Below are 12,935 nucleotides of genomic sequence, written 5' to 3' on the forward strand. Positions count from 1 at the left end.
GGCCGTTCCGCCCTCGGCGGGGCACCGCGTCACGCCTAGCGAAGCTCCGACCGCCGAAGGGGCTAGCGCGTGACAGCGCGGAGGGTGGCCGCGTACGCGCGGGGGTGGGTGGTGTTGCCGTTGTGGCCGCCCGGGAACTCCACCAGGTCGGCGCCGACCAGCGCGGCCAGTTCCTCGGCGCAGCGGTGGTCGAAGACGGCGTGCGGGGTGGCGCGTCCCACGGCGGGCACGATACGGGGGCCGCCGTCCTTCAGCGCCGCCACGGCCGCGAGGTCGAGGGCGTCGTCGACGACGGCCGTGAAGTCGTTCCTGACGAAGAAGGCGAAGTTCTCGGCGCGCCGCGGGGTCATCGGCTGCGCGGTCAGGTCCGGCTCGGTGTCCTGGTGGTGCGGATCGATGCCGAGAACCCTGGCGACCTGCGCGAAGGTCGCGGCCAGTCCCTCGCGTTCGTACACGTCCTGGATCTCCACCAGCTCGCGGACGTGCCGCGCGCGCTCGTCGTCGGGCAGCAGCCAGGGCGCGACCGGCTCGTGCGCGACGAGCGTCGTCAGCAGGCCGGGATGGGCCACGGCGAGGTGCAGTCCGATGACGGCGCCGAGGCTGCACCCCAGCATGGTCACGGGCTCGTCGGTGAGGGCGGCCAGCAGGCGGTGCACGTCGTCGGCGTGCTGGGCGACGCTCGCCTTCCCGCCGGGGGTGTCGAGGACGCTGCGCGACAGGCCGCGGCGGTCGTAGGTGATCACCGTGTGGTCGGTGACGAGCTGCGCCACCAGGTCGTCGCTGCGGTTGGCGTCGCCTTCGCCGCTCTGCGAGATCAGCAGGGCCGGGCCGGAGCCGCGGACCTCGTAGTACAGCGTGGCTCCGGGTACGCGGAGGTGGCCGGTCCGCTCCATGGGAGGGCCCCTTTCATGAGGAGGCTCTCACTATAATGCATCTGATTTGATACATCAAGAATGATGCATTTGCGGGATCAGTCACGGGCGAGGGTCTTCGGGATGAGACGGCGGGCGAGCGCCTCCAGGGCCGCCACGGTCTCCCCCACGGCTTGCGGGTCGTCCGTGCCCAGCGCCGCGGCGACCGCGTCGTCGATGGACGCCGCCCTGACCTCCGTCACCCGCTCCGACACCTGCGGAGCCTCGCGGATCAGCAGGCGGCGGCGGTCCGCGGGGTCGGTCATGGTCTCGACGGCCCCGGCGGCGCGCAGCCGGGCGACGGCCGCCGACACGGCGCTCTGCGGCAGCCCCGTCCGCGACACGATCTCCCCCACGGACGTGCCGGGATGCCCCCGCACGTCGCTCACCACGATCAGGACGGTCCGCACGCTGGTGGACTGCTCGCCGATGCCCTCGGTCGGCATGGCCTCCTCGCCGATCTTCATCAGCGTCCGGCCGAGCAGGAACAGTTCGACGCCATTCACATCCGGGACGATACAGCGGCCCCGCGTCAGGACGGCGAGCGCGCCATGCCCCCCTCGGGCAGGGCCGAGCACGACCGGTTGGGGATCGCGTACTGCCCGAGCAGCTCCTGCCGCAGCTCGGGCTCGGCGCGGCCGTGCCATTCGGTGAGCAGGACGGTCGCGTCGTCCTGGAGCCGGCCTTCGTGGTGGGCGAGGACGTCCTTGATCAGACGGCGCAGCGTCTCAGGGACCGGCAGGCGCGAGGCGCTGTGCCGCAGGATGAACTCGACGAACCGGGACAGGCCGAACTCCTTGCCCTCGTGGCTGCCCGCTTCGATGATGCCGTCCGTGTAGAGGAGCAGGCGGTCGCCGGGTTCGAGCTGCTCGCTGCAGACCGTGACGGGCATGTCCAGGCCGAGCCCGAGAGGGTGGGCCGGCGGGCAGTCCAGCGTGCTGATCCAGCGTCCGCCCCGGATGAGCACCGGCGGGTGGTGGCCGCGGTTCACCCAGGTGAGGACGCCGGTGCGCAGGTCGAAGTCGGCCAGGATGGCGGTGACGAAGCGGGTGGCGTGCCCGAACTCCTCCAGCAGCAGCGCTTCGATGCCCTTGCTGTTGCCCGCCAGGTCCAGGCCCTGGCGGCGCAGGTTGCGGCAGGCGGCCAGGGTGAGGTTGGCGGTGAGCCCGGCGGCCAGGTCGTGGCCCATCGCGTCGAAGATCGACAGGTGGACGGCGTCGTGGTCCACCGCGTAGTCGAAGGCGTCCCCGCCGATCTCGTAGGCGGGCTCCAGCACTCCGCTGATCGTCACTTCGCGGTTGGAGAACGTCAGCGGCGGCATGAGCCGCCAGAGCATCTCGGCCGCGACGTTCATCGGCCGCGACCTGACCAGACGCGGATAGCAGTCGCTGTAGGAGCGCTTGCTGACCACCAGCAGCGCGACCAGCGACGCGAGCTGGCGGATCGCCCCGCCGTGCTCCTCCCCGTCGCCGTCGGCGCGGACGCGCAGGACGCCCAGCCGTTCGGTGCCGTTCAGCAGGGGCACCCACCAGCACCCCATGCCCGACTCATCCGGCTTGTGGAGGATGCGAACCTCCTGGAAGGCCCGGCCGGCGTACGTCGAGTCGATGCGCAGCTCCGCGGGGGCCGCGCCGTCCGCGCGCCGCGGCGCGCCACACCTGTGGCCGGTGAGCATGCGCAGCGTGTTCTGCTGCAGGTCGGCGAGGTAGATCAGCACCTCTTCGATGCCCGCCTGGGTGGCGTGCCTGGCGACCAGAGCGGGCAGTTGCTCCAAGGTCGCCTGCTGGCCGGACTCCAGCAATCCGGTCAGCATCCGCTCCACCCCGCGAGGGCCGTCCATGCCTTGCTTGCCCCATCTCGCCGCGTTATTTCTGTCGATTATCGGCAGCTGGTGTCGCCCGTGTGAACCAAGGGGCAAGCAAGAACGGTTTACTCCGGAAGGGGCCTGACGCCGGCCGGGCGGCTCTCCAGGGCGACTGCGCCGGGCCACCGGCGCCCGGCGCGCCAGTTTAAGGTCGGGTGGCGCGACATCGCCTCCAAGACGTCGCCCAGCGCCACACCACCCGGCCGGAAGGGGTTTCAGGCACGCTTCACGCGCAGCGTGACCAGCTCGAAGGGCCGCAGCGGCAGCGTCACCGTGCCGCCCTCGCGCCGCGGTTCGGCCGCCCCGGCGAGCGGGCGTTCCAGCAGGTCGGTCACCGTGACGTCCGCGACCTCGAACCCGGCCGTCACGCGGGCGAGGGCGCGCCCGCCGCGCGCCTCGTGGAAGCGGACGACGACGTCGCCGCTCTCGTCGTCGGCCAGCTTGACGGCCGTCACGACGACCGCGTCGTCCTCGACCGTCACCAGCGGCGCCACCTCGGCGCCGCCGGGAACCCGGCGTTCCGGAAGGTTGATGAAGTACCCCTCGCGGACCGCGTCACCGATCGTGGCGCCGGGCACCAGCGCGTGGCGGAAGCGGTGCACGCCCTGGTCGGTCTCGGGGTCGGGGAAGCGCGGCGCGCGCAGCAGGGAGGCCCGGACCGTGGTCGTCGTCCCCGAGTCGGACGCGCGGACCGTGCGGGTCACGTCGTGGCCGTAGGTCGCGTCGTTGACCAGCGCGACCCCCCAGCCCGGCTCCTCCAGGTGGACGAAACGGTGGTTGCACGCCTCGAACTTGGCCGCCTCCCAGCTGGTGTTGGTGTGGGTGGCGCGGTAGGAGTGGCCGTACTGGGTCTCGGAGGCGTACCGCTCGGCCCGCACGTCCAGCGGGAAGGCCAGCTTGAGGAACTTCTCGGTCTCGTGCCAGTCGACCTCGGTGCTGATGTCGAGCCGCTTGACGCCGGCCGGGAGGGCGAGCACCTGGGTGACCTTCGACGAGCCGAAGGAGCGGACGACGCGGACCGAGCCCGGGTCGTCGCCGGGCGTCACCTCGTCGGCGTCGACCAGGTCGGTGACGGTGTTGCGGTAGAACTCGTCGACGTCCCAGGCGTCCCACATGTTGGGGAAGTCCGGGTGGAGCTGCAGGAGGTTGGCGGCCCGGCCGGGCGCGATCGCCTCCCGCCCGTCGAACACCGAGACGACCAGGCCGCGCCCGTCGATCTCCACTCTGAGCAGGCCGTTGTCGAGCACGTAGCCGCCCCCTTCGCGGGGGCTCGCGGTGGTGGCGTCCGCACCGCGGGCGGGCGCGGCGGCGCCCGCCGCGACGCCGTGGCGGGCGTGCGGCGCCCCGTTGAAGACCAGCTCGACGCCGGTGGACGGGTCTCCGGCGAGGGCGCGCTGGGCGGCGTCGATGACGCCGTCGAGCTCGGCGGCCACGGCGGCGTACGTCTTCTCGGCCTCGCGGTGCACCCAGGCGATGGACGAGCCGGGCAGGATGTCGTGGAACTGGTGCAGCAGCACCGTCTTCCAGACCCGGTCGAGCTGCGCGTACGGGTACGGGTGCCCGGCCCGCACGGCGGCGGTCGCGGCCCACAGCTCGGCCTCGCGCAGCAGCGACTCGCTGCGCCGGTTGCCGCGCTTCGTCCTGGCCTGGCTGGTGAGGGTGGCGCGGTGCAGCTCGAGGTAGAGCTCGCCGACCCACACCGGCGGGTCGGGGTACTCGGCCTCGGCCTTGGCGAAGAAGGCCGAGGGCGTCTCCCAGGTGACGGTGGCCGAGCCTTCCAGGTCGCGGAGCCTGGCCGCCTTGGCGACCATCTCGCGCGTGGTGCCGCCGCCTCCGTCGCCCCAGCCGGTGGGGGCGAGCGAGTGCCGGGCGACGCCCTTGTCCTTGAAGTTGCGCGCCGCGTGGGCGATCTCGCTGCCCTTCATCGAGCAGTTGTAGGTGTCGACGGGCGGGAAGTGGGTGAAGATCCGCGTGCCGTCGATGCCCTCCCACAGGAAGGTGTGGTGCGGGAAGGTGTTGGTCCTGCTCCACGAGATCTTCTGGGTGAGCAGCCGCCTGGAGCCCGCTGCCTTGATGATCTGCGGCAGCCCGGCCGCGAAGCCGAACGTGTCGGGCAGCCACGCCTCGTCGTTCTCGATGCCGAACTCGTCCAGGAAGAACCGCTTGCCGTGCACGAACTGCCTGGCCATCGCCTCGGAGCCGGGCATGTTCGTGTCGGACTCCACCCACATGCCGCCCGCCGGGACGAACCGGCCGGTGGCCACCGCCTTGGTCACCTTCGCCCACACCTCGGGCCGGTGCTCCTTGACCCAGGCCCACTGCTGCGCCTGCGACATGGCGAAGACGAAGTCGGGCTCGTCCTCCAGCAGCGCGGTCATGTTGGACGTCGTGCGGGCGACCTTCCTGACGGTCTCGCGCAGCGGCCACAGCCAGGCCGAGTCGATGTGCGCGTGCCCGACCGCGCTGATGCGGTGCGCCGACGGCGCGGCGGGCGCCGCCAGGACGCCGGCGAGCCGCTCACGCCCGGCGGCGGCGGTGCCGTTGACGTCCTGTAGGTCGACGGCGTCGAGCGCGCGTTCGACGGCGCGCACGATCTCCCAGCGCCTGGCGCCGTCGGCGGGCAGCTCCCGCATCAGCTCGCCGAGCACCTCCAGGTCCAGGACGAGCTGCCAGACGGTCTCGTCGAAGACGGCGAGGTCCATGCGGGCCAGCCGGTACTGGGGTTCGCTGCCGGCCGTCTCCCTGTCGCCGAGCGGCGTCGGCTGGAAGGGGTGGTAGCCGAGGATGACCGGGTTGGACGCGGCCTCGATGTGCAGTCGGACCTGCTCGCCGCCCTCGACGGGCGAGCCGACACGCACCCACTGGTTGCGCGGGTTGAGCCCCTTCACCGGCGTGCCGTCGGGGCGGTAGACCAGGCCCTCGCACTGGAAGCCGGGCATGTTCTCGTCGAAGCCGAGGTCGAGGAGCGCCTCGACGGTCCGGCCCGCCCAGGCGGCGGGCACCGTGCCGGTGACGGTGAACCAGCTCGTCCCCCACGGCGCGCCCCACCTGTCGCCGACCGCGATCGGCTCGGGCGCGGCGGCCAGCCCTTCGGCGACGGGCACCGGCTCGCCGGGCGCGTGCCAGACGGCCACCTCCAGCGGGACGGACTCCGGGTACACGGCGGGACGGATCCGCTCGTCCAGGACACGCTTGAGACGGGCTTCGACCAGTTCGCGGTCGTCATGCATGAAGGAGCTCCCTAGTGATGGACGGTTGGCCGGTCAGCCCTTGATCGCGCCTTCCTCGACGCCGCGGAAGAAGAACCGCTGCAGCGCCGCGAACACGATCACGATCGGCAGGAAGGAGATCATGGTGCCGGCCGCGATCAGGCGAGGGTTGGCGGTGAACGTGCCGTTGAGGTACTGCAGGCCGACCGTGAGCGTGTAGTTCTCCGGGTCGGTCAGGACGATGAGCGGCCACAGGAAATCGTCCCACGCCCCGATGAACGCGAAAATGGTGACGACGCTGAGCATGCCGCGCACGTTCGGCAGGCCGATGTGGAGCAGCCGCTGCCAGGCGTTCGCGCCGTCGATGACGGCGGCCTCGTCCATCTCCTGGGGGATCGCCCGGAAGGCGGTGCGCATCAGCAGCACGTTGAGCATGCCGATCGCGCCGGGCAGCGCGACGCCGAGGAGGGTGTCGGCCAGGCCGAGGCCGCGGATCATGACGTACTGCGACACGATCGTCACCTCGCCGGGCAGCACGAGGGTCGCCAGGAACACCCCGAGCAGCGCCTTGGCGCCGCGGAAGCGCAGCCTGGCCAGGGCGTACCCGGCGAGGGTCGCGCCGACGGCGTTGCCCGCGACCACGATGGCGGCCACGACGAGCGAGTTGGCGGCGTAGGACCAGACGGGGATGGTGTCGGCGACCTGGGCGTAGTTGTCGAGGGTCGGGTGGCGCGGCAGGAAGCTCGGGGTGCGGGTGAAGACGTCCTCTTCCAGGTCTTTGAGCGAGGTCGACAGCTGCCACAGGAACGGCGAGACCGTCAGCGCCAGCACGAGGAGCAGCAGCGCGTAGCGCAGCGCCTTCTCCCCGGCGGAGACCGTGTTGAAGCCGCTGGGACGCGCGGTCTTGGCGTGCGCCGGCATGTCAGGCCGCCTTCCTGTCGAGCCGCAACAGCAGCAGCATCGGCCCGATCGTGACGGCCAGCAGCACGAGGCTGAGCGCGGAGGCGTAGCCGAGGTGCCCGGTGAACCCCCTGCTGTAGAGCTGGATGAGCATCACGACCGACATGTCGCGCCCGCCGGGGCCGCCGGAGCCGTTGGACAGCACGTACAGCTCGGAGAACACGCGCAGCGCGGAGACCGCGACGAGCACGGAGACCAGCAGCATCGTGGTGCGCACGCCGGGCACGGTGACGCTCAGGAAGCGGCGCACGGGGCCCGCGCCGTCGACGGCGGCGGCCTCGTGCAGCTCCCGCCGGACGTTGCCGAGGGCCGACAGGTAGATGATCATGTAGTAGCCGAGCCCCTTCCAGACGGTCAGGCTGATGGCGCTGAACAGCAGCAGCCACCGGTCCGTCAGGAACGGCACGGGCTCGGTGACGACGCCGAGCCACTGCGCGAAGCCGTTGACCAGGCCCTGGTCGTCGAGCACCCAGCCCCAGATCAGCGCGACCACCACGGCGGAGGCGACCACCGGGGTGTAGAAGGCGGTGCGGAAGAACATGATGCCGGGCAGCCGCTTCTCCACCAGGACGGCGATCAGCAGCGGCAGCACCGTGAGCAGCGGCAGGCACACCAGCATGTACACGACGCTGTTGAGCAGCGCGTCGGCGAGCTGCTCGTCGTCGAGCACCCGGGCGAAGTTCTCCAGCCCGGTGAAGTGCCCGCCGCCGAGCGGTTTGGCGTTGCTGAACGCCAGGACCACCGTGTTGATCGACGGCCAGACGTTGAACGCGAACAGCCAGACGGCGGCGGGGGCCACCAGCAGCCACGGCGTGAACCAGCGCCGATGCGTCAGCCGATGCGTCACCCGATGCGTCATCGTCTCAGCCCTTGAGCAGCTCGTCGCACTTGGCCACGGCCGCGTCCAGGGCCTCCTTGGAGGTGGTCTCGCCGCTCATGGCCAGCGCGAACTGCTGCCTGACGAACTTCTTCATCGCCTCGGTGACCTGCACCGGCTCCAGCACCTCGGCCTTGGCGAGCGAGGTGAACGCGATGACCTTGGCGTCGCCGGAGCGGGTGCCGTCGCTCTTGCTGAAGAACGGGTCGCCGGCCGACGCCTTGGTGCTGGGGAAGATGTTCACCAGGTGGGCGAAGGCGGCCTGGTTCTCGGCGCTGGTCACCCAGCGGGCCAGCGCGATGGCGGCGGGCGCGTTCGCGGTGCGCTTGCTGACCGACAGGCCCTGGACGTACAGGGGCGGGGTGCCGATCGCGACCGACGGCACCACCTTGGGCGCGAGCGAGGGGTTGTCGGTCGCCAGGCTGGTGATGAAGTTGCCGCCGGCCGTCGTCCAGGCCACGGTGCCTTGGGTGAACAGCTTGGCGTTGCCCGCGTAGGTGTCGGTCAGCACGTCGCGGGGCAGCAGGCCCTGCTTGAAGGCGTCGCGGTACCTGTCGAGCAGCGCGGCGGCCTCGGGGGTGTTGAAGGTGAACCTGCTGCCGTCGTCCGACATGATCTGCACGCCGATGTTGGTGAGGTCGGCGAGCTCGGGCCTGCGGCTCATCAGGTAGACCTTGCCGCGGGACTTCTCCTTCACGGTCTTCGCCTGGGCGATCAGCTCGTCGAGGTCGGCGGGCGGCTTGTCCGGGTCCAGACCGTTGGCGGTGAGCAGCTCGGAGTTCCAGTAGTTGACGTCGGTGTTGAGGTACCAGGGGTAGCCGTAGACGCCGTTGACGCCGGCGTACCTGTAGGCGTCGACGCCGCCGGGGACGTACTCGTCGGCCAGCTTCTGGTCCGCCTGGGAGACGTCGAGCAGCATGCCCTGCTTGACCAGCGGAAGCGCGAAGTCGGGCGGCAGGTTGGTGACGTCGGGCAGGGTGCCGCCGGCCGCCTGGCTCAGCACCTTGTCGGAGTAGCCGTCGGCGGGCTGGTCGAGCCATTCGACCTGGACACCGGGGTACTTCTTCTGGAAGGCGTCGATGACGCCCTGCATGTAGCCGGTGAACTTGGGCTTGAGCGCCCACGTCTGCAGGCTGACCTTGCCCTTGACCTCGCCGGTGGCGCTCGGCCCCGGCTTGGCGGCCTCCTGCTCCGTGCCGCCCAGCCCGCAGCCGGAGACGACCAGCGTGGCCGCCATGGCCAGTCCTGCCCAGTACATTCGCATGACACACTCCTCCGGCGTACTAAACCGCTCTAGTTGCCGGACTATCCACCGAGCTAGACTCCCCTGTCAATAGGGGAGATCAGCTTGTGAAGGAGCCAGCGTGGCCAGACCGACGATCGCCGACATCGCGCAGCGGGTCGGGGTGTCCAAGGGCGCGGTGTCGTTCGCGCTCAACGGCCGCCCCGGCGTGAGCGAGGCGACCAGGGCCCGCATCCTGCAGGTCGCCAAGGAGATGAACTGGCGCCCGCACAGCGCGGCGCGGGCCCTGGGAGGCGCCAGGGCCGAGGCGGTCGGGCTGGTGATCGCCAGGCCGGCGAGCACGCTCGGGGTGGAGCCGTTCTTCGCGCAGCTGCTGTCGGGGCTGCAGGCGGGCCTGTCCGCGCAGTCGGTGGCGCTGCACCTGCTGGTCGTGGAGGACGTCGAGGCCGAGATCGAGGTCTACCGCGGCTGGGCGTCCGAGCATCGGGTGGACGGCTTCGTCCTGGTGGACCTGAAGGCCCGCGACCCGCGGATCGAGGCGCTGGAGGAGCTGGGCGTGCCGACCGTGGTGCTCGGCGGCCCCGGGCGGCACGGCTCGCTGTCGAGCGTCTGGGCCGACGACCGCGAGGCGATGCTGTCGGTCGTCGACTACCTGGCCGCGCTCGGCCACCGCCGCCTGGCGCACGTCGCCGGGCTGCCCGCCTTCCACCACACCCAGCGGCGGATGCGGGCGCTGCGCGACTCCGTCCGGCGGCTCGGCCTGGCCGACGCGGTGTCGCTGCCGACCGACTTCAGCGACGCGGAGGGCGCGGCGGCGACCCGCGCGCTGCTGTCACGCGCCCGGCGGCCCACCGCGATCGTCTACGACAGCGACGTGATGGCGCTGGCCGGGCTGGGCGTGGCGGGCGAGATGGGGGTGCGGGTGCCCGACGAGCTGTCGATCGTCTCCTTCGACGACTCGGTGCTGACCCGCATCACGCACCCGGCCGTCACGGCGCTCACCCGCGACACCTTCGCGCTGGGCCGGCAGGTGGCCGAGGTGCTGCTCGCGGTGATCGCCGATCCGGGGCGGCGCCAGGACGTCAGGACGGCCACCCCGCGGCTGGTCGTCAGGGAGAGCACCGCGCCACCCGGCCTTGATAAGGACAACTAAAGCGGTTTATTTTTCAGGGAGATCGACCCGACCCCCGGAGGACGCGTGACCCTGCCGTGCACCAGCCCAGCCCCGCTCCGTTTCGGCGCGAACTACGTGCCCTCGGCCGGCTGGTTCTACAGCTGGCTCGACCCCTCGGCCGACGCCTTCCGCCGCGACTTCGAGGACCTCGCAGGGATCGGGCTGGACCACGTCCGGGTGTTCCCGATCTGGCCGTGGATCCAGCCCAACCGGACCCTGATCAGGCAGCGCGGGATCGACGACCTGCTCGGCCTGATCGACGTCGCCGCCGAGTTCGGCCTGTCCGTGGCCGTGGACCTGCTGCAGGGGCACCTGTCGAGCTTCGACTTCCTGCCGTCCTGGGTGCTGACCTGGCACCGGCGCAGCGTCTTCACCGACCCGGCCGTGCGCGACGGCGTCGCCGCCTACGTCGACGCGCTCGCCAGGGCCGTGGCCGGCCGCGACAACGTGTTCGCGGTGACGCTCGGCAACGAGGTCGACAACCTCTGGCCGGCCAACCCGACCGACGCCGAGGAGTCGGCCCGCTGGGCCGCCGAACTGGTCGGCGTGGCCCGCGCCGCCGCGCCCGGCCTGCTCAGCCTGCACTCGCTGTACGACGCCGCCTGGTACGACCCCGGCCACCCCTTCCACCCCGCCGACAGCGTCGATCTGGGCGACCTGACGACGGTGCACTCGTGGGTGTTCAACGGCGTCTCCGCCCTCGACGGCCCGCTCGGCCCCGCGACCGTCTCGCACGCCGACTACCTGGTCGAGCTCGCGGCGGCGACCTCGCTCGACCCCGCCAGGCCGGTCTGGCTGCAGGAGGTCGGGGCGCCCCGTCCCGACGTCCCGGAGGCCGACGCCGCCGAGTTCGTCCGGCGGACGCTCGCCACCGTCACCGCGAACCCGGCCCTGTGGGGCGTCACCTGGTGGTGCTCCCACGACCTCGACCGCGCGCTGGCCGACTTCCCCGAGCGGGAGTACGACCTCGGCCTGTTCACCGTGGACCACCGGGCCAAGCCCGCGGCCAGGGAGCTGGCGGCGGCCGTCCGCGAGCGCCCCGCGGCCGGCGGGCGGCCCGCGCTGGTGTGCGGCGTGGACCTCAGGTCCGAGCCGGATCGCCGCGCGGACGTCGCACCCGGCAGCGCCTTCCACGCCGAGTGGGTGCGGCTGCGCCAGGCCGGGCCGCTCGCCGTCGTCAGCGCCTCCCGCGCCGCCGACTCGGCCTACCTCGCCGCCCGCGGCATCGACGCCGTGCTCACCCAGGCATGACGTCCGGCGGCCCGCCTTCCGCCAGCACCGAGTGGCGGCGGCTGTAGGCGAAGTAGACGATCAGGCCGATGAGGAACCAGATGGCGAAGCGGAGCCAGGTCAGCGGCGTCAGGAAGGTGATCAGCCAGATGGAGAAGGCGACCCCGAGGGCCGGGACGAACGGCATGCCGGGCGTCCGGAACGATCTGGGCAGGTCGGGACGGCGGTAGCGCAGCACGATCACCGCCACGCAGACCACGACGAACGCCAGCAGGATCCCGATGTTGGTCAGCTCGGCCGCCTCCCTGATCGGCAGGAACCCGGCGATCAGCCCCGAGGCGACGCCGACGATCCAGGTCACCCGCGAGGGCACCCGGCGGACGGGGTGCAGCTTGGCGAACCAGCCCGGCAGCAGCCCGTCCCTGCTCATGGCGAACCAGACGCGGGTGACGCCGAGCATGAAGGTGAACATGACGGTGAGGATGCCGATGATGGCCCCGACGGCGATCAGGGACGCCAGGCCCGACAGGCCGACCGAGGCGAACGCCGAGGAGAAGCCGCTTTCCGGGTCGATCTGCTTGTAGTTCTGCATGCCGGTCAGCACCAGCGTGGCCAGCACGTACAGCACCATCGAGACGGCCAGCGAGTAGATGATGGCCTTGGGCATGTGCCGCTGGGCGTCCTTCGACTCTTCGGCGGCCGTGCTCATGGCGTCGTAGCCGAAGACGGCGAAGAAGACGGTGGCCGCGCCGGTGATGGCCCCGCTCACGCCGAACGGGAAGAACGGCGTGTAGTTGGCGGTGTTGATGTAGAAGAAGCCGACGATGATCACCAGCAGTACCACGGCGACCTTGAGGCCGACCACGAACGTCTCGAACCGGGCCGCCGAGCTGATGCCGAGGTTCAGCAGGTACGCGATGAGCAGGCAGAGCACCATCGCGAACAGGTCCACGACGTGCCCGGGGCCGGTGCCGGGCGCGCCGAGCATCCAGGCGGGCACGTTGACCCCCAGCTGGCCGACGAGGAAGCCGAAGTAGCCGGAGATGCCGATGGCCACGACGGCGACGATGGCGGTGTACTCCAGCAACAGGTCCCAGCCGATGAACCAGCCGACGATCTCGCCCAGGACGGCGTACCCGTAGGTGTAGGCCGACCCGGCTTTCGGGATCATGCCGGCGAACTCGGCGTAGGAGAAGGCGGCCGCGGCGCTGGCGATGCCGGCGATGAGGAACGAGACGAGCACGGCGGGCCCCGCCGTCTCGTGGGCGACGGCGCCGGCCAGGGCGAAGATGCCCGCGCCGATGATGCCGCCGATCCCGATGGCGGTGAGCTGCCAGAGTCCGAGCGACCTGGACAGCTCACCCTCGTGCTCTGTGGCGATCTGTTCCACCGGCTTGCGCCGGAAGATGCCCTGGGACATCGGCTCTCCTCCTGACCCGGCGTTGGTCACCGCAGTCTGGTCCTCCC

At 71.4% G+C, this 12,935-nt stretch carries 10 protein-coding genes; 2 read left to right on the plus strand and 8 right to left on the minus strand.

Going from position 1 to position 12,935, the window contains the following annotated elements; translation table 11 throughout:
* Positions 1–62 precede the first annotated feature (62 nt).
* The 7 genes from ABT294_RS43435 to ABT294_RS43465 form a co-directional block, all read right to left on the minus strand.
* The gene (locus ABT294_RS43435) at positions 63–893 is read right to left on the minus strand and encodes an alpha/beta hydrolase (protein WP_350812329.1); all 831 of its coding nucleotides are present in this window, start codon (positions 891–893) and stop codon (positions 63–65) included.
* A gap of 77 nt (positions 894–970) precedes the next feature.
* A complete protein-coding gene (locus ABT294_RS43440; protein ID WP_350812330.1) occupies positions 971–1,417 on the minus strand; it encodes a MarR family transcriptional regulator in 447 nt (148 codons plus the stop codon).
* Positions 1,418–1,443: 26 nt separating this feature from the next.
* Positions 1,444–2,751 carry a PP2C family protein-serine/threonine phosphatase gene (locus ABT294_RS43445; RefSeq protein ID WP_350812331.1) on the minus strand — a complete coding sequence of 436 codons (1,308 nt, stop codon included), beginning with the start codon at positions 2,749–2,751 and terminating at the stop codon, positions 1,444–1,446.
* 239 nt (positions 2,752–2,990) lie between these two features.
* Entirely contained in the window at positions 2,991–6,005 is a 3,015-nt protein-coding gene (locus ABT294_RS43450) for an alpha-mannosidase (RefSeq protein WP_350812332.1), read from the minus strand.
* Positions 6,006–6,038: 33 nt separating this feature from the next.
* The gene (locus ABT294_RS43455; protein WP_350812333.1) at positions 6,039–6,905 is read right to left on the minus strand and encodes a carbohydrate ABC transporter permease; all 867 of its coding nucleotides are present in this window, start codon (positions 6,903–6,905) and stop codon (positions 6,039–6,041) included.
* 1 nt (position 6,906) lies between these two features.
* A complete protein-coding gene (locus ABT294_RS43460; RefSeq protein ID WP_350812334.1) occupies positions 6,907–7,803 on the minus strand; it encodes a carbohydrate ABC transporter permease in 897 nt (298 codons plus the stop codon).
* A 4-nt stretch (positions 7,804–7,807) separates the two neighbouring features.
* Entirely contained in the window at positions 7,808–9,085 is a 1,278-nt protein-coding gene (locus tag ABT294_RS43465; RefSeq protein ID WP_350812335.1) for an ABC transporter substrate-binding protein, read from the minus strand.
* A gap of 100 nt (positions 9,086–9,185) precedes the next feature.
* Between ABT294_RS43465 and ABT294_RS43470 the strand changes: the two genes are divergently transcribed.
* Entirely contained in the window at positions 9,186–10,217 is a 1,032-nt protein-coding gene (locus ABT294_RS43470; protein ID WP_350812336.1) for a LacI family DNA-binding transcriptional regulator, read from the plus strand.
* A gap of 45 nt (positions 10,218–10,262) precedes the next feature.
* Complete coding sequence (locus ABT294_RS43475) at positions 10,263–11,489, plus strand: glycoside hydrolase 5 family protein (protein WP_350812337.1); 1,227 nt, start codon at positions 10,263–10,265, stop codon at positions 11,487–11,489.
* On the opposite strand, the gene ABT294_RS43480 is transcribed toward ABT294_RS43475, so the two are convergent.
* On the minus strand, positions 11,476–12,888 hold the full coding sequence (locus tag ABT294_RS43480) for an amino acid permease (protein WP_350812338.1): 1,413 nt from the start codon (positions 12,886–12,888) through the stop codon (positions 11,476–11,478). The two genes, ABT294_RS43475 and ABT294_RS43480, sit on opposite strands and share 14 nt — an antisense overlap.
* Positions 12,889–12,935 lie beyond the last annotated feature (47 nt).

Origin of the sequence: Nonomuraea sp. NPDC000554 (assembly GCF_040300065.1) — a bacterium.
Taxonomy (GTDB): domain Bacteria; phylum Actinomycetota; class Actinomycetes; order Streptosporangiales; family Streptosporangiaceae; genus Nonomuraea.

What these genes read in the sequence shown, in the direction of transcription:
- ABT294_RS43445 (WP_350812331.1), bottom strand. Translation starts at nt 2,751, where the DNA reads ATGGACGGCCCTCGCGGGGTGGAGCGGATGCTGACCGGATTGCTGGAG.
- ABT294_RS43455 (WP_350812333.1), bottom strand. Translation starts at nt 6,905, where the DNA reads ATGCCGGCGCACGCCAAGACCGCGCGTCCCAGCGGCTTCAACACGGTC.
- ABT294_RS43460 (WP_350812334.1), bottom strand. Translation starts at nt 7,803, where the DNA reads ATGACGCATCGGGTGACGCATCGGCTGACGCATCGGCGCTGGTTCACG.
- ABT294_RS43465 (WP_350812335.1), bottom strand. Translation starts at nt 9,085, where the DNA reads ATGCGAATGTACTGGGCAGGACTGGCCATGGCGGCCACGCTGGTCGTC.
- ABT294_RS43435 (WP_350812329.1), bottom strand. Translation starts at nt 893, where the DNA reads ATGGAGCGGACCGGCCACCTCCGCGTACCCGGAGCCACGCTGTACTAC.
- ABT294_RS43450 (WP_350812332.1), bottom strand. Translation starts at nt 6,005, where the DNA reads ATGCATGACGACCGCGAACTGGTCGAAGCCCGTCTCAAGCGTGTCCTG.
- ABT294_RS43480 (WP_350812338.1), bottom strand. Translation starts at nt 12,888, where the DNA reads ATGTCCCAGGGCATCTTCCGGCGCAAGCCGGTGGAACAGATCGCCACA.